Here is a 22,115-nt window from a genome sequence, read left to right as displayed (position 1 = left end):
TAGTGGTGTGGTGACAATGGCAGGAAGGATACACCTGTTCCCATGTCGAACACAGAAGTTAAGCTTCTTAGCGCCGAAAGTAGTTGGGGGAGCACCCCCTGCGAGGGTAGGACGTTGCCATGCAACTAGTTAAAAAGGAACTGACAAATATGTCAGTTCCTTTTTTTGATTCACTTTTTAATTAAAACACAGTCCCACAAAGAGTACTGTAAAATAATGTCAGTCCGTAAGTACATTTAAAGCATTATAAATACTCAATTAATATCAGTTAAAGTAGAATTAAACGCGTCTTGCTGATGTAAAAAATGGAGAAATATTTTAGATTATTTTTAAGTATTTCATTTCATGCATAGTGATGAACAAATGATTAACAAAATTAAGATAATTAAAAGAGTGAAAATAAAATTGATCCAATCCCTAATGCGACTGACTTAAATTAAGTCAAATAGATTTAATTCAAAAAAAATTCACAAAAAATTCAAATAACTATTTAAATGTAAACGGTTTAATTATAGAATTACTTTGTTATTTAGTAATATAGTTATTTTTATCACAATGGATTATAGCGACTGTTGTTAAGATGGCTGCCAGTAAGCTTCAAGTTTTGTTTACAGAAAATTGGGAAAATAGATATGGAGGAATATTTATGTCAACAAAAACTAAATTACATAGAACCATCTTAGCGGCAGGGACTATTGCGGCGGCCGGAGGTTTTTTGGCCATCAATACGCAAAATGTTGATGCTGCAAGTTCGGCTTCTGTAGGTAACGAAGAAAATACGCAGACAACAACAAGCACTGACAAAACGCCAACAACGGACGATAAGGCCGCAACGACAACGACCGGAACGGCTGCTACGAGTAATGCAACTTCAACGGTAAGTGATACTAAGAGTACAGCAAGCTCTGCCGCCACTAGTACGGCGGCAACTACTGCTAAGACACAAACAACTGCCACCAGTGCCGCTGCTACTAAGGCCAACGCAAAGGCAACAGTTACGGACGCTCAGGCCAATGTTTCTGCAGCACAAACTGCTGCAAACACTGCGCAAACAACTCAAACTAATGCAGAACAGTCAGTTAGTGCTGCTAGTAAGGCTGATGATGCGGCCGTGGCTAACAAGGCCGCTGCCACTGATGATGCAATCAATACAGCAAAAACCCAAGTTGAAAACGACCAGGCTGCAGTAAATGATGCTCAAACAAACGTTAATACAACACAAACAGCTGCTGATAAAGCTAATACGGCCGCAACAACGGCACAAAAAAATGTTGATACTGCAAAAGCTGATGTTAACACCGATCAACAGGCCCTTGATGATTTAACTCAAGATAAATTACAAGCTAAAATCACTGAGACACAGGCACAAATTACTGATGATAAAGGTGCTGTTGATGCTGCCAGTAGTGCGACCCAAGTTGCATTAGCAGATAAACAAGAAACAGAAAAGGCAACTACTGCTGCCCAGAACACCTTTGATACTGCAACCAAGGCTAATAACGTAGCACAAAGTGATTTAACAGCTGCTAATGCTAAAGTTAGTGCTACTCAGGCAACTGTTGACGCGGCACAAACGACCGCTGATGCTTTAGAGCCGGCAGCAATTCAATCAAGTATTGATAAAATCACTGCAAAAATTACTGACGATAAAGATGCTGTCGATGCTGCTAGTAGTGCAACTCAGGCTGCATTAGCAGATAAGCAAGTGACTGAAAAGGCAACTACGGCTGCACAAGATGCCGTCAAGACCGCCACGGATACCTATAATAACGCGCAGAGTGCAGCAACTACTGCTAACGCTGCCGTTACTGCAGCAAAGACAGACGCCGCAACTAAGCAACAGGCCGTTGATAGTTTAACTAAAATTCAATCAACTATCGATGCCACTAAGGCACAAATTACTGACGATCAGGCTGCCGTTGATGCTGCTAGCAGCGCCACGCAAGCAGCCTTAGCGGATAAGCAGGACGCCGAGAAGGTTACTACCGCGGCCCAAGCTGACTTGGATGCAGCAACAAAAGAAAATAATGCTGTCGCTATCACTAAAGCACAAGCAGCTTTAGATACTGCCACGGCCGCTGAAAATGCTAAGCAAACAGTCTTAACTGCTGCCGAGGCTACGCAAACGGACGCAAAAGATAAGCTGGCCGCGGATACTGATAGTTTGACCGCCTTACAGACGCAACAAGCTGCTCAGGCCGACCAATTAAAGGCGGCCCAAGCAGCATTGGTGGACGCTAACAATGCTTTGACAACAGCACAAGCAGCAGCAAGTGAAAAACAAGCTGCTTCTGATCAGGCCAAGACTGCCTTGACTGCTGCGCAAAATAAATTAACTACGGCCCAGGCTGATGAAGACGCAAAACAAGCGGTATTGACTGCTGCTGAAAATGTTCAGACGGACGCTAAGAACCAATTAGCTACTGATCAAGCAACGTTGACTAATTTAGAAACGCAACAAAATGATCCCGCTGCATTACCTGCCGCACAGAAAGTATTAGCTACTGCAAAGGCTAACTTATCTGCCGCACAGACTGTTGCTACGGCTAAAAAGGCCACTGCGGATAAAACGAGTGCTACATTGGCTGCCGCTCAGACTGCCTTAACTGCTGCCACGGCTGATGAAAATGCAAAACAAGCAGTTTTAACGGCTGCTGAAGATGCACAAACGGCTGCAAAGGCTACATTGGCTACTGATCAGGCCGCTTTACAAACTTATCAGGCTGATTTGGCCGATCTACCTGCTGCCGTTGCTAAGGCACAAACGGCCTTGGATGCTGCAAATGCAGTATTGACTAAGGCCCAAACAACTTTGGTTACTAAACAAGCTGCCTTAGATAGTGCAAACACAGCTTTGACTACAGCAAAGAATGTCTTGGCCGAAGCAAAGGCTACATTGGCATCTGACACTACTAAGCTAAACGCGTTGACAAACGCAGATGAAAATTTGGCGGCGGCAAATAAGGCATTGCTACAAGCGCAAACTGATTTAGCCGAGGCCAATGCCGGAGTTACTACAACTCAAAAGGCCTTAGCCACTGCTATTCAAGTTTTGGCTGATGCTCAGGCTAAATTAGCGGATGCAACTAATGCAAACAACGCTGCGCAGGCAGCAGTAACCAAACAAAAGTCGCAAAGTGAAAAAGCGGCTACTGCTAAAGTGTTTAATACAGCATTGGATGCTGCCGATAAAGCAACTGTTGGGGCAGTTCAACTGAAAAACACTAACTCTTATAAAGGAAATGCCAACTTATCACAGACCAAGGCTACTGCATTGCCACAAACTGGTAATGACACGCAACAAGCAGGTATTTTAGCCATGTTAGGTGCATTATTATTAGGCGGTTCTCTATTCGGTTTCAAGAAGAGAGAGCGCGATTAGATATAGAAATTGCGAATAAATCTTCTTGATATGGTGATTAAAGTGTAACTTTATTGGTTTTAAGTGCGCCACAATTATTAGACAAACGAGTCTAATAATTGTGGCGCTTTTTGTGATCTGATACTAGCGGCCGGGACAAAAAGTCCTACCATTTGTTATTTCCGAACGTTACTATAGAACATGCGCCAAAACCGACTTTTATCCCACTTCGTTTTTCTAACAATTCTTGCAGTAACAAACTAATGTTTTTGTTCAATCAAAAATATCCCTTAACTAGATTTTGAGACAATAAAATCTAGTTAAGGGATATTTAGTGAAGATAGAAGTTAATTTACCGTCCGAATTTATTGAAATAACGGCCCTTTTTATTTTGAACGTAGAAAGTTAATCTTATGTTCAAACGATATCAATTTAAAAATGAAAAAATTATATGTTGGCTAACCTTTATTCAAGTCCTGCTGAAACAAACACTTTACCTGCTTGATCGATAACGATGCCTTCAATATTAGGTGTTTGATTGATCGTTGCAATACTAATTTCTGAGGGTTGGCCAAATAAGCGCGTTGTCCATAGCTCGCAATTTAATGATTTATCGGCAATAATCGTTAAACTGGCTAGGTCAGTGACAACAGGGTAGCCAGTTCGGGCATCTAAAATATGGTGATATTTTTTACCATTGACGACCAACTGCCGCTCGTAAATGCCAGAGGTTACTACAGACTGATCCCGAACTTGTAGCACCTTTTTGTAATGGCCTCTGGATTTAGCCGGATCCTGGATGCCGATTCGCCAAAAATGGTCGGCGTGTGTCGGCATCGGACCCATAGTTAAAACATTACCACCTAGGTTGATCATTGCTGAAGTTACGTCAATTTGCTTTAAGTAGGCGACTAACATGTCAGCAATATAGCCCTTTGCCAGTGAACCTAAGTCAATCGCCATTCCTGGTTTTTTCAAAAAAACCGAGTGGGCGATACCATCAAGTACAATATCTAATGGATTTGTTTTGTTCAACGCAGTAACTATTTCTTCAGGAGTTGGTAACTTGGCGTCTGTGAAACCAATCCGCCAGGTCTGTACCAAGGGGCCAATCGCAATATTTAGCCGACTTTGGGGGACAAGACTATAATGTAGTCCAAATTCGATTAGTTTATATAGCTCCGGGTTAACTACTACCGGTTCGATCCCCGCCTGCTTAGTAATCGCCATCAATTCCGAACTGGGATCGTTGGCACTAAAGCGATGATCATAAATTTTTAAGCGATTAACTAATTCATCCAGAATTGGCTCCGGTGATTTTGCTTCGATTTGTAAGGTGATTATTGTGCCCATTAAATGTACCTGTCTAGTTGATTGTCCCATAATTCTGGCTCCCTTGTTTAATTATTGTTGCCGTATCACAATACACACCAACAATAATGACTAATTACATAAAAATTATGTAACAAAATGATTTTGCATTAGGGTATCGGATATAGATTACACTTTTGAAAGCGCTACGACATTAACTCAAATTTAACACCAATGCTTTGGTTAAACAAGTACGGGTTTAGGTTTATACTTTCTTGTTTAGAGGTCTGTAAGTAAGTCCAAATCTTGAATTGATATTTCAATGAATTATTGGCGCTTAAAAGATGTCTGTGTTAAGTGAATTAATCATAATCGCCAATTAAATAGTTAAAATAAAATTTAACTATTTAATCTAATATATACATTTCTGAAAAATTGTGTATAATGGTCTTGTTAGTAAAAATCTCCTCCTAAAAGATTTTTATTGGCAATAATAATGACTCTGTAGGACTACCCCTAAAAAGACCTACAGAAAAGCGGCTGCAACAAAACATTTAGTTTTGTTGCAGCCGCTTTATTTTTAAAAATTATTTTTTAATGCTTTTCAGAATTAAGTGTTTAATGTAACTTTCATTTAGGTCAAAGTAGTCGATTAGCGCAAATAAAATTTCAATTTTAAGCCTTGTTTGGCCTTTTTCATACGTAGAAAGAGCTGATTTGGAAACTTCTAACTTATATTTAGCATTTAATTCTTCGGCGAAACTACGAAAAGATAAATTATGGTTTAAACGTTCCGTCCGTAAAATTTTACGTAACTCATCCAATAAATTTAACCTCCTGTAATATATAACTTTATTATAACTTATTAAAGATTACTTTAATTACTTTTTTGAATATTTTATAAACTTTTCTTTAATGAATTAAATTTGCTCATTTATTAATAAAGTATTGTAAGTCATTCTATTAGTGAGTTAAACTTATATTGTCCTATAAGTGGGACTGGGTAGATAAAGGGGGAGTTGGGCATGATGTCAGCTGAAAAGCGAAATAAACTGGCAGGTTATTTGCGGGAGTACGCAATTACTCAGCGACAGGTCGCAAAAATAATCGGGAAATCATATGTTGCTACTTCAAATAAAATTAATAATAAGACCGATTTTACGCGTAGTGAAATTCAGATTTTACATGACGCGCTACATATTCCAATTTCGGTCTTCTTTGATTAATGGGGGCGTTAGTTAGTAGATTAGGGAGTACCTAAAAGGCGCCCAGGCCGTGTTTGACCCAGTTATTGAATAGGTTGTTCGGCGGGGTTGGTTGCTGATCGTGGTTAAACATACAAATTCGCGACTTAGATTTGTTGGCTTTCAGTCAATGCGCGTAATAACATTATTTATGGCTACACTTATAAAAAACAAAAAATACCTAGTTTAGAGATTTCATAATCTGATCTGACTAAAAGAAAGAAGCTTGTCTTTTGGTCAGATCAGATTATGAACATTAACTTTCAATTGTTAATGTTTCCCATCTTTACGCTAAGTATTTTGTGTACTGTTTAATTAATTATTCATATTTCGGCTGCTACTAACGGATTCAGTTGTGGAACTTGAGTTACTAGTAACACTGGAAGAACCTTGTTCTTGCATAGTATTACTATTAGTTGATTCTGGTTCGCTACTTTTGGTGGCACTAGAAGCAGGTACATTGTTTTGTTGTGACGCATTCGTTGTTGAATGGTTAGAACTGGTTATTGAACGACTATTATTATTTTGATCATGTTGTGGTGTACTTGTACTAGCCTGCGGTGTTTCGTGGCTAGTAGTCGTGTTATCAGTGGGCTCACTTGTATTATTTACAGTGGTGCTAGCAACATTATTATCCGGTTCACTATTACTATAATAAGTAGTGGAAGCAGAAGTAGCAGTGGTTTCAGAAGTATCCGTGGTCGCTGTTTGCGAAGAAGTTTTTTTTGCTTTCTTTGTTTTCTTTTTGCGGCTGTGGTGCTTTTTAGTTTTGGTCATCTTCGGTGTGGACTGACTAACCGACTGCGCTGGTTCATTTTGAATAGTGGAGCGTTGCCAAGCATATACGAGTGCAGCGCCAAAGATAAGGATGATTGCTGCGACGATTAGAACAATGATTTTCGTCCTGCCTATTTTACGGTGTCTTATGCGCCGACTGTGGCGACCTCTTTTCATACAATTTCCCCCTGACCATTACTGTGCTACCAAATACTTTTTAGCTAATTTAAAGTACGTTTAAAAAACACTTTTACTGGAGTCTTTGCAAGTACATTTACGCTAAATTAGTCAGAAAATGCTAATAAAAGTGATTTCTAAACACTTCTTAGTAGATAAAGCTGCCAAAGATTTCCTGTTCTTTATTACCACTCATTTGCAAGAAAAAAGCCCACAACTACCAACGTTGTGGGCTTTTTTGATTCAAGATAGCAGCGCTACTAACGTGAGATAAAAAACGATCTCACTTTTATTAGAGCAGCTTGTCAGATTTGAACTGACGACCTCATCCTTACCATGGATGCGCTCTACCGGCTGAGCTAAAGCTGCAAAACTATTTTAATACTTAAATAGTATAGCGTAGCCGTAATTTAAGGTCAAGCCTTCGGTGATTTTTCCAATTGATCAAATCCGTGACTAGTAAATAATTTAGCATCTAATTGTTTAATTAAGGGGCTCGCTTCTTTAATGGCAATCAAAACGAGTTCGTGCATTGCCCGGGAACAGATTGTGTAGAGAATATCGCGGTCAATTTCAGTTTTAAAAGTTGGCGCGGAAACATCGTACGCAATGACGGCATCAAACTCTAGGCCCTTAGCTAAATAAATAGGAAGAATCAAAATTCCCTTAGGTAACGCACGATCAGCGTCTGTAATTAAAGTTGTTGGGGTATCCACTTTTAAACGAGCGTAAAGTCGTTCACTAGTTGGTAGGTCTTTGGTTAAAATAGCAACTGTGTCGTGTTGCGTCAATAGGCGACTCGTTTGTTGAGTTAGTGTACTGCGTCCCTCATTTTGATCAGCGGCTAGGATCAATTCTGGTTTATTGCCCGCGCGAGTGAAGGCCTGGATATCCTTACTATTAGGTAATAGTGCCGTCGCAAAAGTAGTAATTGGGTAAGTTGAGCGGTAACTTTTATTTAAAGTGATTAAGTTAATACTCTTTGTTTTAAAAATGTGACTTAATTCAATAGCGAAATCATTAGTTTGATAATGTGTCGCGAAAAGATCCTGTGCCCGATCACCTAAGAGCGTTAGTTTACACCGCGGGAAGGCATGCTTAATGTAAATTAGTTGTGCGATACTGTAATCCTGCATTTCATCAATGAAAAGGTATTGGATAGCGTGATTTTGACCACTGCCGGTTAGGCGATCGCGTAAATAAAGTAAAGGTGCCGCATCTTCCAGGCGTAAGTCATGGCGTTCTAACTGGTCCTGATAGGCCGCAATCATCGCTTTCCAGGCAGTCGGGGTTACGGATTGGGGTTTACTACTTTGCATGAAGTCCGCGTATTGTTCGTAAAGATCAATGAAGTAATCATTGTACAGGGCATTGTAAACGATAGCCAACCGTTTTTTAACCAGTGCTTCAGCGATGAACTGGGCCTCATCTTCACCAGGCTTAAAATGGTGATCGGCCGTTATGTCGTGGTACTGTTCGTCACTTAAAACATCCACTTCTTCTAAAACCCAGTCGGCTTGTGCCTCTTTTTTAATTCGTTTTTTTAGTCGTTTGATCAGTGTATTTTTTGTGGCCAAGAACTTATCTGCGGCAAGCATGCGTTGGGGCAGGTTTTCGTAAATTTGTTCAATCTCAATTTTTGTAAAAAAGGGTCGACCTTCAAAATAAATGGGATTAAATGCCAGTTGTTCTGGTTGAGTTTCCTTTAAATAGCGGTCAATTTGGGCCATGTAGGCCGAGCTATCTTTATAACGACGAATTTCTCTGGCCATCTTTGGTAAGCTGTGTTGATCCTGTTCAAACCGTTCAAACAACGATTGTACGTGAAGTCCAGAAAAGCGGGCACTAAAAAATTCTGCCAAGGTAACTTGGCGCATATTTTTTTCGCCTAAACTAGGCAAGACATCAGAAATATAGTGACTGAACAGGCGGTTCGGTGAAAAAAGGATCATTTGATCAGAGTTTAAAGATTCGCGGCTATGGTAGAGCAAAAAAGCGATTCGTTGCAGGATCGCGGAGGTTTTTCCAGAACCAGCAACACCCTGAACGATTAGAATATCGTGTTTAGTATCGCGAATAATATCATTTTGTTCTTGTTGGATCGTGGCAACAATATTGCGCATATATTCATCATTGTCTTCACCTAAAACATGCTGCAACATGCTATCGCCAACGGTTTCATTTGTATCGAAGATTGTCTCGATCTTTCCGTCTTTGATCAAAAATTGACGCTTTTTAAGGAGCTCAGCCTTAGCATCGCCCATGGGTGTTTCGTAGCTGACGGAACCCAGAGTACCATTGTAATAAATACCTGAGATTGGTGCCCGCCAGTCATAGACAAGAAAATTTTGTTGTTCATCAATAAATGAGGCTGTCCCAATATATAAGGTTTCTTTTTCGTGATCTTCCTCAATATCAATCCGACCAAAATAGGGTGATCGCTGAAGATCTTTGAGTTGACCCATCTGACTTTTTACGATTGATTCATTTTCAACCGTGCTAGCAACCAATTGTTTTTGTTGTTGAACGGCGGCGTTTGTTTCGATTCGGTCGTCGGCTTCAGCAATATTAACCCGTGTATTGTCGCCATAGTTTTGTTCAATTAAAGTTGTTTCCCGGTGTGCCTTGTCAAGTAGTTCCTGTTGCTTTAATAAACGCTGCTTGATCTGTTGGATCACGCGACTAACTCGTGTTTGTTCTGCTACTTTGGTTTTAGTATCCAAGTAAAAAGCCTCCAATCGTTAGAAATTTGCTTAATTATTTTAGGCCTTTTTTATTCTTTCGTCTAGTAATTAGTCACAAAAACGGCTAATAAAATAGAAGTGCAATTGTGGGTGTTATTTCAAGCAGACGTGGTAAACTTTAAACGTTAATTAAAAATAATAAAAAAGTAGGTTAGTTAATTTGCAAGCACTGATTAATACATTTATGGAACGGCGTGGCGACCTGTATCAGGCCTTAGGTCAACACATCACGATTTCACTCGTTTCACTTCTAATTGCGATGTTCATCGCAATTCCATTAGCCATTTGGGTTGTTAAATATAAGCGCTTGGCCGAAGTTTTACTTCAGGTGACCAGTGTCTTACAGACAATTCCTTCGCTGGCCTTATTAGGTCTCCTGATCCCGTTAGTCGGGATTGGCACAACGCCAGCAATCATTGCGTTAGTTGTTTATGCGCTGCTGCCAATTTTTCAGAATACATATATCGGAATTAGTGAGATTGATCCCTCACTGGAGGAGGCCGCCGATGCATTCGGGATGAGCCGAATGCGCAAGTTGTTCAAGGTTGAATTGCCAATTGCAATGCCAGTCATTATTTCCGGGGTGCGAACGGCCTTAGTACTGATTATTGGGACGGCCACGTTGGCTGCCTTGATCGGTGCCGGGGGTTTGGGTAGCTTTATTTTACTAGGGATTGACCGTAACAATGTCTCATTAATTTTGCTTGGTGCTATCAGCTCGGCCCTATTGGCAATTATTTTTAGTACGCTAATTCGATTAAGTCAGCGTGCAAAGCCGCGGCAGCTTCTAATTGGATTTATCATCTTATTAGTTGGTTTTGCCGGCTATGGTGTCTATCATAAAGTTAACGCCCCAAAAGATACAATTGTTATTGCGGGTAAACTTGGTTCTGAACCGGATGTTTTGATTAATATGTACAAAGATTTGATTGAACAAAATGAACCGCGAGTTAAGGTAGCTTTAAAACCGAATTTTGGTAAAACAAGCTTTTTATTCAGCGCTTTGAAAAATGAAGATGTGGATATTTACCCGGAATTTTCCGGGACTGTTTTGGAGAGTTTGGTAAAAGTTCCGAAGGCCCAAGTTGGTCAAAAACGAACGCCGCAGCAAACTTATCAGTTAGCTAAGAAATTGTTGAAGCAGCAAGATGATCTGACTTACCTCAAACCAATGGCTTACAACAATACTTATACCTTGGCGGTTAAGAAACAGTTTGCGCAAAAAAACGATTTAAAGACAATTACGGACTTAACTAAGATTCAATCTAGCGTAACGGCCGGTTTTGATCTGGAGTTTATTGATCGTAATGATGGCTATCGTGGTCTACAAAAGACTTATGGGCTGAACGTTAAGGTGAAGTCGATGGAGCCTAAGCTGCGTTATTCAGCAATTAATAACCAGGACGTTAACTTAGTTGATGGTTATTCGACTGATAGTGAATTGCGACAGTATAACTTAGTGACGTTGAAGGATAACAAGCATTTATTCCCCGTGTATCAAGGGGCGCCATTAATTAATAAGAAAGTAGCGGATAAATACCCACGAATAAAAGCTAGTCTTAATCAGCTGGCTGGTCGAATCACTGAAAAGCAAATGAGTGAGATGAATTACGAAGTTAACGTCAAGAAAGAATCACCAGCCAAAGTTGCGAAGACGTACCTTAAATCGCAGCATCTGTGGAAGGAGGCTAAGTAAAATGGCGTTGACGGCGAAACCGGGACAACCAATGATTAGTTTACAACACATCCAAAAAAAATTTGACGGCAAAACAGTTATTAATGATTTGAACTTACAAATTAAGCAAGGCGAATTCTTTGTTTTAGTTGGGACTTCAGGTAGTGGGAAAACAACCACCTTGAAAATGATTAATCGACTAGAAGAACAAGATGACGGGGACATTTTGATTGAAAGTAAGAAAGTAAAAGACTTTGATTTACAGGACCTTCGTTGGAATATGGGCTATGTGCTTCAGCAAATTGCGCTGTTTCCGACGATGACCGTTGCCCAAAATATTGGCCTAATTCCTGAAATGAAGGGTTGGAACAAACAGAAGGTAGCAGCAACGGTTGATCGCTTACTAACCGAGGTTGGGCTTGATCCCGAAAACTATCGTAGCCGGATGCCCAGCGAACTCTCTGGTGGAGAACAACAGCGAATTGGTATCTGTCGGGCGATTGCATCCGAACCACCCGTTGTTTTAATGGACGAACCATTTTCGGCCTTAGATCCAATTTCTCGTAATCAGCTACAAGATTTAGTTTTGATGTTACACCGGCGCTTACACGATACTGTTGTTTTTGTCACACATGATATGAATGAGGCTTTGAAATTAGGCGATCGAATTGCGGTGATGAGTAAGGGTGAGATCTTACAAGTAGACACACCGGCCAAAATTGCGCAGAATCCGGCAAATGAATTTGTTAAGGAGTTCTTTGCGCATAGTAATACCGAACTTAATTTGTTTGAAACGCCGCTAACTGAATTAGTCAAGCTTGGCTTCTACCAAAAATCAAGTGCGAGTGAGCAGTTGGCCACGTTTGATCAAGCAACACCATTAACAGCAGTTATGGATCAATTAAGTCGCGAAAAGGCAATTTCGATTACCCAGAACAATCGTGCAATTGGTACCTTAACTGCGCAGAACATTGTTGCGTTCCTGAAGAATAGTTGCTAAGTGAAAGGATGTTAGTGATGGAAAAATTTGACGAAATTATTATTGGTGCTGGGCCAGCGGGGTTAGCGATGGCGTACCCCTTAGCAGCCGCAAAACGAAAGGTTGCTGTTGTTGAAGCGGATTTATGGGGCGGTACATGTCCGAATCGCGGCTGTGATCCCAAAAAGGTTTTATTGGCAGCAGTTGAGGCTCAGGATCAAGTTCGTAATTTGCAGAAGGTTGGTGTTTTAACCCAGCCTGCCAAGATTGATTGGTCCAAGTTGATGGCTTTCAAGAAAACCTTCACTGATCCAGTATCAACAAGTAGCGAAAAGGGCCTAGCTTCCAGTGGAATTACAACTTTGACTGGTGCGGCCAAATTTATTGATGAACAAACGATTGAAGTTGCTGGAACAACTTATCAAGCCGAGCATTACATTATTGCAACTGGAGCGCGGCCAGCGATTCCAAATATTTCAGGTAAAGAACACTTTCAGGACAGTACTGATTTTATGGCCTTGCCAGAAATGCCCCGGGTTGTTACCTTTGTGGGTGGTGGCTACGAAGCCTTTGAATTTGCAGCAATGGCCAACGCTGCCGGTGCCGAGACACACGTTATTCAACATAACGATCGACCGTTGAAGGTGTATGATCATGAATTAGTTGATCAGTTAGTTGAACAATTACAGGCTAAGGGTGTGCAGTTTCACTTTAACGTTTCCTTACAAGCAATTGAAACTGCCGGTGATCAGCTGATCTTAAATGCACCTGATTTTCGTTTAGTAACCAACGCTGTCTTTGCGACAACTGGCCGTGTACCGAATGTTGAGGCATTAGATTTGGCAGCCGCAGGTATCGAAGTTGCTCATGGCGGCATTCAGTGTGATGATCACTTGCAGACGACTAACCCAAGAGTTTTTGTTGCTGGTGATATTATTGCGCGGCAAGAACCAAAAGAGACGCCAGTTGCATCGTTTGAAGGCAGTTACTTAGTTGATTATTTAACAGGTAAAACGCAAGCCTCAATTGATTACCCAGCCATTCCAACAACGGTTTATTCTAGCCCTAAACTAGCACAAGTTGGCGTTACAACGGCCAAGGCCCAAGCTGATTCCGAGCATTACGCTATAAAAACAATTGACACGACTAACTGGCTCACGTACCGACGACTTAATGAACCAGTGGCCGTAGTGAAAATTGTGACTGATAAAAAGACTGGTTTATTGGTTGGTGCAACATGTTTGAATAGTTTGGCCGATGAACTGATTAACTACTTTACACTGTTGATCAATCAAAAAGTATCCGCCGACACAGTTGCTAAATCCATTTATTCTTACCCAACTCCAGCTAGTGATTTGAATTATTTTTATTAGAGCATGAAAAAAGTGCATTAGTTTTTTAGGCTAATCATCTGCGGTTAAACACTTTTTCACGTTAGCATTTTGACATTTAGCGGGCTAAACGGTAAGATTAAAACAATGCAATGAGAAGGATAAGTACCCGTTAATTTGGCTATAGCGAATCACTGGTTGGTGAAAAGTGATCAAGAATTAGCGGTGAATGGCCCTTTGAGTCGCTGCGTGAATTAAAAGTAGCGTGGCGGGTAGCCGTGCCTTAAACGTGAGTGGTGCTGGATAAAAGCCAGCACAATTTAGGTGGTACCACGATTGTTAACAAGCGTCCTATGAGCAGAAATGCTGATGGGACGCTATTTTTTTGAGAATTGTGGGCTGGATTTAAGCTGAAAAGTTAACGTTGTTTTTTGAAGTAGATTCACTGACTGATGTTACTTATAAAATTAGAATAAAAGGGAAGGTTTTAACATGACAAAAAAAGTAATTTTAACTGGTGATCGCCCAACTGGTAAGCTACATATTGGCCACTACATTGGTTCTTTACAAACGCGGGTTGCGATGCAAAATTCTGGCAATTACGATCCTTACATTATGATTGCGGATATGCAGGCATTAACCGATAACGCACGGGATCCGGAAAAGATTCGCCGTAGTCTATTACAAGTTGCGCTAGACTATTTAGCCGTTGGCATTGATCCTGAAAAATCAACAATCTTAGTCCAATCACAAATTCCGGCGTTAAATGAACTTACCATGCACTATTTAAATTTAGTCAGCGTTTCACGATTGAACCGTAATCCAACCGTTAAAGCGGAAATTCAACAGAAAAACTTTAATCAAAGTATTCCGGCTGGATTTTTAATTTACCCAGTTAGTCAGGCCGCCGATATCACTGCGTTTAAGGCAGATACTGTTCCTGTCGGTGACGATCAAGAACCAATGTTAGAACAAACGCGTGAAATTGTACGTAGTTTTAATAGTATTTATAAAAAAGACGTTCTCGTTGAACCAGAAGGTGTTTTTCCACCAAAAGGGGAAGGACGTTTGCCAGGGATGGACGGTAACGCCAAGATGAGTAAGTCACTAGGCAACGCCATTTATTTGGCCGATTCACCTGATGAAATTCAGAAAAAGGTCATGTCAATGTACACTGATCCTAATCATATTCACATTGAAGATCCTGGCAAAATTGAAGGTAACATTGTCTTTACTTACCTTGATGTTTTCGACCCCGATCAAAAGAAAGTAGCCGAATTGAAAGAACAATACCAGGCAGGGGGCCTAGGTGACGTTAAAATCAAACGCTACTTAAATGACGTGTTACAGGCTGTTTTAGAACCAATTCGCAAACGCCGGGAAGCGTACGCTGAAGATCCGGCTGGGGTTTACGAAATTCTCCGTCAAGGTAGCGAAAAGGCCAATCTGGTTGCTAATCAAACCTTAAAAGAAGTGCGTGCGGCAATCGGAATTAACTACTTTGATTAGACAGTGTTTGGCAAAGTCTTAGCTAAGAGATGAGGAATTAGTGTGGAAATTAAAACTTTCATTCAGGAGTTGGCCTCTGACGCGCCAACTCCTGGTGGCGGCGGGGTTAGTGCATTAACTGGTGCGATGGCCGCCGCTTTGGCCAGTATGACGGCCAGTTTGACCCTTGGAAAAAAGAAGTACGCGGCTTATACAACCGATTTACAACAAATTATCACCACAATGCAACAATTAAGCGGTGAACTATTGGCACAGATTTCAGCAGACGCAGTTGGTTTTGAACCACTGGCTAAAGCATACGGAATTCCAAAAACAGCAAGCCATCGCGATGAAATACTCGAGGTGGCCCTAGTGAAGGCCACGGAGGTACCATTCACAGTTCTAAGGTTGTTGAACGACGTTGTGCCGGTGCTAGAACAACTATTAATTCAAGGTAGTCGCTTAATGCAAAGTGATGTTGGTGTGGCAGCAGCGACTTGCCGTGGGGCCCTAGAAGGTTCCGTTTTAAATGTTTACGTAAATACTAGATTGATGAAGAACCGTGACCAGGCAAAAGAAATGAATCAACGGGCCGACAAACTAGTTACCGGGCTAAGCTTACGTTGTCAGCAAGTTTATCAACAGGTTAGTGAACAACTACAAAGCAACTAGTGCGTGTAGCGTTCATATTTAAATTGAATTATATCGCTATTAAAAAGTAGTACTTATGTCGCTTGCCACTGAATTACACGTGGGCAGATTTAGTTAGGTTTCATTCCGGCGCTGGCGTATGGAACGCGTGGCGCGTTGACAAGCTAATTTTCTTTCCGATTAAACCCATTCGGAAAAGAAAATGGATCTTGTCAATCACGCAAGGTACTAAATGACCATAATTCGGTCATCAAGTACCTTCGACACGACTGATACGCCAGCGCCTCCATTCCACCTTGACAGTGATTGAGCTTTGATTATTCGTTTAGTTAATACAATTTAGGAACCACAGCTTTAATATTGCGCAATTTATCGGTGATCCTAATTAGCTATCAACACTGACAAAGACAGTTTTTACCTAACTTGTAACACAATAACTAGTTGACAGTAGCTGCTATAGACACAAATAACGCTTGAATGTTCCACTGCGGCCAGATTTCATTTCGGGGCGCGAGAACCAGCTGTGTCGATGATTATTAAGGCGGTTTGGGCCATTTAGAGCCATGTTTCAACTTGGCGCTTTATGCCCTTAGTTGAATGGTCATCGTCCGTAACATCTAAGATTTTCGTTCCGAAAATCATCCACTATTGTGAAGTAGAATCATGCGGGCTTGGCGAGATCCACTTTTACCTCCGCTTTGCCTTTATCTGGTAAAAGTTAGCTCGCCAAACCGCCACGCGTTCCGTCCTCGCGCACCGGAATGGAATCTAATCCATTCTGTCTTATTCCAGGTAGGCTTTGGCGTTCTGAAAACAAGCTAATAGTTTTAAACATGGTCGCTAAGATGCACTAGGAAGTGTTTGGAAAAGTAGCCCTTATCCTGAACTTACTGGCAATGCTAGTGAAGTCGATTGGATATGAAAAAAGCAAAATTTAAAATCAATTTGCGCCTACGATACTTTGGCACCGGCTCAGTTAATAACGAAAGTCAGTTTTCAGTGAACAACTTTGTGAGATGTTTTAATAAAATAAAGCTACCTTTGGCCTGACAAAATCATTGTCAGGCCAAAGGTGGTTTTTTATCTAAAAATCTACAGTTTAGATTCGTAAAGAATTGTTTTTTTGGCAAAATCAGTTAATCTAAAGGTAGAAGATAATTGCCACCTGCGTGTGGAATCAGATGAAGGATTGAGGGGATCAGTATGGCAAAGGCAAAATTATTTGGGGCAATCGTGATGAGTGCACAAAGTATTGATTTAACAATTGTGAACCTTCGAAATTTAGAAACAGTTGAGCGTGTGAGCGCACCAGTAGCTCTAGGTGACCGACTGTTTACTGAAGGCGGCATTGACTATGATGTTGTTGATGAGGCGGTGTCCGCTTTGCGCGGTTTTCAACAATTAATGACAGATGATGGCGTTACTGACGAGCGAGTTGTGGCCAGCCATACGATCACTGATGCCGAAAATATTAGTTATGTGCGCGATCAAATTTACACCAAAACAGGTTTAACGGTTCATTTTATGACAGTTAGTGAAGAATTAATGCTTCGCTACCAAGCTGCCGCGGCCTATTTACCAAATTTTCGTAAATTAATTGATGAAGGAACTGTCCTGATCCAAATTGGTGCCAGTTCAATAACGTTAATGGTGTTTCAAGCAGGGGAACTGACCTTAACCCGTGAGCTACAGTTGGGGCCGATGCAGGTTGCCCAGAAGATGGCCCAACTTGAGCATCAAGTGGACACTTACGAAGATGTCTTGGCCGATTATTTGCATTCTAAATTGTTGGATGTTTGGCGCCTATTACCGGAGAAACAGTTTAAACAGGTGATTTTAATGGGCTCAAAGTTAACCTTATTAGAAAACTTAATTCCGGAGAACAAACGTGCCTTGGCCTTGTCTCACGCCGATTTTAATCACCGTTTTGACCAAGTCATGACTTTATCGGATCAAGAATTAGAAGATCAGGAGCAACTACCGGAGATGGAAGTTAATGAGGTAGCACCAACTTTTCTATTGTTAAATGAATTGTTTGATACAATGCAAATCGAGACGGTTTGGGTGTCCAATATTAAATTGTTGGACGGTTTTGTCGTACACCACGCCGCCGAGACTGGTCAATTAAAATTAAACTGGGATTTTAACGAAACAATGATTAGTGCCGCCAAAAATTTGGCTAAGCGTTATCAGGTTGACCAAGCCCATCAGAAAAAGGTTTTAACCTTTGCCGTACAGTTGTTTGATCGGTTACGTAAAATTCATGGCCTGGGTCCACGGGAACGATTGTTATTGCAACTAGCGGCTATTCTGCAAGATACTGGGCTTTACTTGGATGCAAACCAACACGCTTTTCACTCTGAATACATTATTCGTGCCAGTGAGGTGTTAGGGCTTGATTTGACGGAACAATTTGCCGTGGCGGCGATTGCGCGTTACCACAGTTCCCGGGCGCCATCGGCCGGATTAAGTCATTTAAGCAGACTACCTTTGGAAGCGCGGTTAACGATTGCCAAGTTAGCGGCCATTCTACGTTTAGCCGATGCACTGGATGATAGCCACCGTGCCAAAATTTCTAAAATTAGTGTTAGTATTCGCAAACAGACTTTCACCGTGACCGCCACTGCTAATGATGATATTGAATTAGAAAAATGGACCTTTAGTCAAAAAGGGACTTTCTTCCGGGAAGTCTTCGGTCTGCAACCGATCTTGAAGCGAAAGGGGACGTTATAGCATGAATTATAATAAACCGGAATATTTTGTTAATCGGGAACTAAGCTGGGTTGATTTTGATGATCGGGTTCTGGAAGAGGCGCGGGATAAAACGAACCCTTTGTTGGAACGTGTTCGCTTTTTGGGCATCACCCAAAGTAATCTGGATGAGTTTTTTATGGTCCGAATTGCGTCGTTGCGTAAGATGCAGGTTGTCAATTACAGCGAGCCTGATGCGGCAGGGATGACACCGACGCAGCAATTGGCCGCGTTGAGTAAAAAGATTCATCAATTGGTTGATAAACAATATTCGACGTTGGCGCGTTCATTAGTACCGCAATTGGAAAAAACGGATATTCGCCTTTTACACCAAGATGAGTTGTCAAAGAAGCAACTCTCCTTTGTTAGTCAGTATTTCCATCAAATTCTGTACCCTGTTTTAACGCCAATGGCAGTGGATACTTCCCGGCCATTTCCGTTTATTGGTAATAATACGTTGAATTTAGCCTTACGCTTGGTTAAGAGCGAAAAGGATGATACTGAAGATAAAAAGGAACGTCGCTTTGCGATGGTGCAGGTACCTGACGTTTTTCCGCGGGTAGTTGCTCTGCCTGGGGATAACCAATTTATGCTGCTAGAAGAATTAATGAAACCGTTTGTTAGCGAATTATTTACTGGTTTTAAAGTTAAGGAGATCAAGGCATTTCGCGTTATTCGGGATATGGATTTTGATGTGGCCGAAGAGGATGCTTCTGATTTAATGAAGGAAATTGTCCACCAATTGGCGATGCGTGACCATACCAGTGTCATGCGTTTAGAAATTGAGGCAACAATGAGTAAGAATTTGCGCAAACGTTTGATTAAGGCCTTGGCCGTTCATGAAGAGGATGTTTACGCGATTAAGGGCCCGATTGACTTAAACTTTTTAAGTAAATTAGTTAAACAAGTTAAAGGCCACGACGATTTATTATTTTCACCGTTTAAACCGTATACGCAGCCAATTTTGCGGACAAAGGATATTTTTGCGGCGATTCGCCAACAAGATATTTTCCTGCACCACCCTTACGATAGTTTTGAACCCGTGGTGCAGATGGTTAAGCAGGCTTCCATTGATCCGGATACACTGGCAATTAAGATGACTCTTTACCGGGTTTCTAGCAAATCACCGATTATTCGTTATCTGGGTGAAGCGGCGCAAAATGGTAAACAAGTGACTGTATTGGTGGAACTTAAGGCTCGCTTTGATGAGGAAAACAATGTTCACTGGGCCCATGAGTTAGAACGAAAAGGCTGCCATGTTATTTACGGGCTAGTTGGATTGAAAACACACTGTAAATTGTTGTTAGTTGTGCGGCGAGAAAATGATGGTATTAAGCGCTATATGCATATGGCTACCGGTAATTATAATGACGTTACGGCTAAGGGCTATACGGATATGGGCTTGTTTACGGCGGATCCTAAAATGGGCGTCGATGCGTCAAATATTTTCAATATGCTTTCCGGTTTTTCGGAACCAGACCACTTTGAGGAACTAAATATTGCGCCAATTACGCTCCGGCCGTTTTTGAACGATCGCTTTGATGATGAAATCAAAAATGCTAAGGCTGGCAGAAAGGCCATTATTCGGATGAAAATGAACTCGCTGTCCGATAAACAAATGATTGAGAAGATTTACGAGGCGGCGGCTGCCGGCGTTAAGGTGGACATTATTGTGCGTGGTATTTGTTGCCTGAAGGTTGATATACCAGGGGTTAGTGAAAATGTAACGATTCATTCAATTGTTGGCCGTTTCTTAGAGCATAGCCGGATTTACTATTTTTATGCAGGTGGTGAAGAAAAGCTTTATTTATCCAGTGCCGACTTAATGAATCGAAACATTTCCCGCCGCGTGGAGTTGCTATTTCCAATTCTTGACCCTAAAATTAAGGCGGAATTATGGCACATTTATAATTTGATGTGGGATGATAACATTAAGACACGTGTTTTACAGGCTGATGGTAGTTACCAAAAGGTTGATCGTCGCGGCCTGGCACCACTTAATGTTCAGGATTATTTAGTTGCTGCGGCGGAGCGTAAAAGTCAGACACCAAAAGTCGTCCCGCAGCCGATTGATCATTTTGTACCAGTGCAAAAAAATCAGGATGATGGAGGAGACAACTAGTGGAGAATTTTGCAGTAATCGACCTCGGCTCTAATTCTGCCCGCTTAACGATCAGTGAGATTGAAGACGATGGTACTTATAAAGTTATCAAACAGTTAAAAGAAATGGTGCGGTTATCCGAAGATATGGGTGAAGATCAAAATTTACAACAGCCTGCGATTGAACGAACAATTACCGCGTTAAAAAAGTTTCGTGATGAATACAGTAAATTACCTAATTTGAAGGTTCGGGCAATTGCGACTGCTGCCACGCGAATGGCCAAAAACCAAAAGAAGTTTTTAAAGCAAGTCGCTGATGAAGTCGCTGGTTTACAACTTGAAGTTATTCCTGGTACTTTAGAAGCACACTATGATTTTGTCGGCGTAATCAACACTTTACCCGTTAGTAACTGCGTTATTATGGATACTGGCGGCGGTAGTTGCGAATTAATTTTAGTGCAAAATGGTAAAGCAACCAATCTAATTAGCTTACCCGTTGGCGCAGTTAATTTAACCGAGCGTTTCTTTAAAAACGGAACTGATAAGATTAAGGCCGAAGATTTATTCTGGGAAACAACTTTTGTTAACCAATTGTTTAACGATGTTTGGTGGTTACGCAAGGGCCAAAATTTACCGATTGTTGCCCTCGGTGGCAGTAACCGAACTTTGGCCAAGATCAAACGTAAGGAAAGTGATTTCCGCCATTTTGAAAATATTCATGGTTTCCGGATGAGTGTGGCTTCCGTTAATCAAGTTTATGCAGAGGTTATCAGTAAAGATTTGGCTGGCCGGAAGAAGATTCCCGGCCTAACGAAGGATCGGGCAGACATTATTGCCGGTGGAATGACACCGATTGTAACGATTTTACGGTTCTTAGATTCTGATCGGGTTGTTTTCTCGCAGAATGGTGTGCGGGAAGGAATTTTACTAGAGCATGTGGCTCAATTACAAGAAGAAGGAAAAATCGGCCAACGTTCGTAATAATTGGCTTAGGACATGTATTGAAAAATACTTTTACTCGTACTTTCTTGATCAATTTAGTCGAAACGTGTTTGAAAAAGCAGGTTCCTGCGGTTGCCATGTTTCAACTTGGCGATTTTCGCCATAGTTGAATGGACAACGTATGAAGCATCAAGATTATTAGCGATTCAGGCTAATAATCCTCAATTGTGGAATAGTAGCTACGATCGCCAAATCATCTGTTGCACAGATAATTCGTCAATCTAGGCTGCGACTCGGACTTCGGTTCATCCTAGTCCGATCGACATCGTCAGTAATCCTCAGAACCTAACCGCTTTTTCAGGCACTCTAGTGGAAACGTGTTTGAAAAAGCAGATTCCTGCGGTTGCCATGTTTCAACTTGGCGGTTTTCGCCATAGTTGAATGGACAACATATGGAATATCAAGATTATTAGCGTACTTGGCTAATAATCCTCAATTGCGGAATAGTAGCTACAGCAGTCACTTCGGCCGTTGCACGGCCAAAGCGCCTACTTAGGCTAATCCTCAGAATCTAACCGCTTTTT

Annotated in this window: 14 protein-coding genes, 1 tRNA gene, 1 rRNA gene and 1 other annotated feature; of the genes, 11 read left to right on the top strand and 5 right to left on the bottom strand. The window is 41.3% G+C overall.

The window, feature by feature from the left end; translation table 11 throughout:
- The first annotated feature begins 6 nt into the window (after positions 1 to 6).
- A 5S ribosomal RNA gene (rrf, locus tag EKM98_RS10675) occupies positions 7 to 123 on the top strand.
- 523 nt (positions 124 to 646) lie between these two features.
- Complete coding sequence (locus EKM98_RS10670) at positions 647 to 3,382, top strand: LPXTG cell wall anchor domain-containing protein (RefSeq protein WP_164512703.1); 2,736 nt, start codon at positions 647 to 649, stop codon at positions 3,380 to 3,382.
- A gap of 444 nt (positions 3,383 to 3,826) precedes the next feature.
- Here EKM98_RS10670 and EKM98_RS10665 read toward each other — a convergent pair whose 3' ends face one another.
- Positions 3,827 to 4,744 carry an FAD:protein FMN transferase gene (locus EKM98_RS10665; protein ID WP_125982581.1) on the bottom strand — a complete coding sequence of 306 codons (918 nt, stop codon included), beginning with the start codon at positions 4,742 to 4,744 and terminating at the stop codon, positions 3,827 to 3,829.
- A 515-nt stretch (positions 4,745 to 5,259) separates the two neighbouring features.
- A complete protein-coding gene (locus EKM98_RS10660) occupies positions 5,260 to 5,496 on the bottom strand; it encodes a helix-turn-helix domain-containing protein (protein WP_068279704.1) in 237 nt (78 codons plus the stop codon).
- 201 nt (positions 5,497 to 5,697) lie between these two features.
- Here EKM98_RS10660 and EKM98_RS10655 point away from each other — a divergent pair, with 201 nt between their 5' ends.
- Positions 5,698 to 5,898 carry a helix-turn-helix domain-containing protein gene (locus tag EKM98_RS10655; protein WP_125982580.1) on the top strand — a complete coding sequence of 67 codons (201 nt, stop codon included), beginning with the start codon at positions 5,698 to 5,700 and terminating at the stop codon, positions 5,896 to 5,898.
- 333 nt (positions 5,899 to 6,231) lie between these two features.
- On the opposite strand, the gene EKM98_RS10650 is transcribed toward EKM98_RS10655, so the two are convergent.
- The 3 genes from EKM98_RS10650 to helD form a co-directional block, all read right to left on the bottom strand.
- A complete protein-coding gene (locus tag EKM98_RS10650) occupies positions 6,232 to 6,870 on the bottom strand; it encodes a hypothetical protein (RefSeq protein ID WP_125982579.1) in 639 nt (212 codons plus the stop codon).
- Between the two features lie 296 nt (positions 6,871 to 7,166).
- Positions 7,167 to 7,239: transfer RNA gene (locus EKM98_RS10645), tRNA-Thr, on the bottom strand.
- Between the two features lie 47 nt (positions 7,240 to 7,286).
- Positions 7,287 to 9,593, bottom strand: a complete 2,307-nt coding sequence (gene helD / locus EKM98_RS10640; protein WP_125982578.1) for an RNA polymerase recycling motor HelD — start codon at positions 9,591 to 9,593, stop codon at positions 7,287 to 7,289.
- Between the two features lie 181 nt (positions 9,594 to 9,774).
- Between helD and EKM98_RS10635 the strand changes: the two genes are divergently transcribed.
- The 8 genes from EKM98_RS10635 to EKM98_RS10600 all read left to right on the top strand — a co-directional run bounded on the left by EKM98_RS10635 (position 9,775) and on the right by EKM98_RS10600 (position 21,570).
- On the top strand, positions 9,775 to 11,310 hold the full coding sequence (locus EKM98_RS10635; protein WP_125982577.1) for an ABC transporter permease/substrate-binding protein: 1,536 nt from the start codon (positions 9,775 to 9,777) through the stop codon (positions 11,308 to 11,310).
- A gap of 1 nt (position 11,311) precedes the next feature.
- The gene (locus EKM98_RS10630; protein WP_318531620.1) at positions 11,312 to 12,289 is read left to right on the top strand and encodes an ABC transporter ATP-binding protein; all 978 of its coding nucleotides are present in this window, start codon (positions 11,312 to 11,314) and stop codon (positions 12,287 to 12,289) included.
- A gap of 17 nt (positions 12,290 to 12,306) precedes the next feature.
- Positions 12,307 to 13,641, top strand: coding sequence for a dihydrolipoyl dehydrogenase family protein (locus tag EKM98_RS10625; RefSeq protein WP_125982576.1), 1,335 nt, complete (start codon positions 12,307 to 12,309; stop codon positions 13,639 to 13,641).
- A 101-nt stretch (positions 13,642 to 13,742) separates the two neighbouring features.
- Positions 13,743 to 13,956, top strand: a binding site (T-box leader).
- Between the two features lie 135 nt (positions 13,957 to 14,091).
- Entirely contained in the window at positions 14,092 to 15,108 is a 1,017-nt protein-coding gene (trpS, locus tag EKM98_RS10620; RefSeq protein WP_068226169.1) for a tryptophan--tRNA ligase, read from the top strand.
- A 42-nt stretch (positions 15,109 to 15,150) separates the two neighbouring features.
- Positions 15,151 to 15,759, top strand: coding sequence for a cyclodeaminase/cyclohydrolase family protein (locus tag EKM98_RS10615; RefSeq protein ID WP_068226170.1), 609 nt, complete (start codon positions 15,151 to 15,153; stop codon positions 15,757 to 15,759).
- A gap of 1,182 nt (positions 15,760 to 16,941) precedes the next feature.
- The gene (locus tag EKM98_RS10610) at positions 16,942 to 18,471 is read left to right on the top strand and encodes a Ppx/GppA phosphatase family protein (RefSeq protein ID WP_125982575.1); all 1,530 of its coding nucleotides are present in this window, start codon (positions 16,942 to 16,944) and stop codon (positions 18,469 to 18,471) included.
- A 1-nt stretch (position 18,472) separates the two neighbouring features.
- Positions 18,473 to 20,611, top strand: a complete 2,139-nt coding sequence (locus EKM98_RS10605) for an RNA degradosome polyphosphate kinase (protein ID WP_125982574.1) — start codon at positions 18,473 to 18,475, stop codon at positions 20,609 to 20,611.
- The gene (locus tag EKM98_RS10600) at positions 20,611 to 21,570 is read left to right on the top strand and encodes a Ppx/GppA family phosphatase (RefSeq protein WP_125982573.1); all 960 of its coding nucleotides are present in this window, start codon (positions 20,611 to 20,613) and stop codon (positions 21,568 to 21,570) included. The genes EKM98_RS10605 and EKM98_RS10600 overlap by 1 nt, the downstream gene beginning before the upstream one ends.
- The last annotated feature ends 545 nt before the right edge of the window (positions 21,571 to 22,115 follow it).

The organism is Loigolactobacillus iwatensis (genome assembly GCF_003950295.1).
Taxonomy (GTDB): domain Bacteria; phylum Bacillota; class Bacilli; order Lactobacillales; family Lactobacillaceae; genus Loigolactobacillus; species Loigolactobacillus iwatensis.
The sequence above is the reverse complement of the archived record's forward strand: the minus strand, read 5'-3'. Positions and strand labels throughout refer to the sequence as shown.

Bases quoted from the DNA above. Each gene is read 5' to 3' on its own strand.
- EKM98_RS10670 (WP_164512703.1), top strand. From the start codon at position 647: ATGTCAACAAAAACTAAATTACATAGAACCATCTTAGCGGCAGGGACT.
- EKM98_RS10665 (WP_125982581.1), bottom strand. From the start codon at position 4,744: ATGGGACAATCAACTAGACAGGTACATTTAATGGGCACAATAATCACC.
- trpS (WP_068226169.1), top strand. From the start codon at position 14,092: ATGACAAAAAAAGTAATTTTAACTGGTGATCGCCCAACTGGTAAGCTA.
- EKM98_RS10650 (WP_125982579.1), bottom strand. From the start codon at position 6,870: ATGAAAAGAGGTCGCCACAGTCGGCGCATAAGACACCGTAAAATAGGC.
- EKM98_RS10605 (WP_125982574.1), top strand. From the start codon at position 18,473: ATGAATTATAATAAACCGGAATATTTTGTTAATCGGGAACTAAGCTGG.
- EKM98_RS10655 (WP_125982580.1), top strand. From the start codon at position 5,698: ATGATGTCAGCTGAAAAGCGAAATAAACTGGCAGGTTATTTGCGGGAG.
- EKM98_RS10630 (WP_318531620.1), top strand. From the start codon at position 11,312: ATGGCGTTGACGGCGAAACCGGGACAACCAATGATTAGTTTACAACAC.
- EKM98_RS10610 (WP_125982575.1), top strand. From the start codon at position 16,942: ATGGCAAAGGCAAAATTATTTGGGGCAATCGTGATGAGTGCACAAAGT.
- EKM98_RS10625 (WP_125982576.1), top strand. From the start codon at position 12,307: ATGGAAAAATTTGACGAAATTATTATTGGTGCTGGGCCAGCGGGGTTA.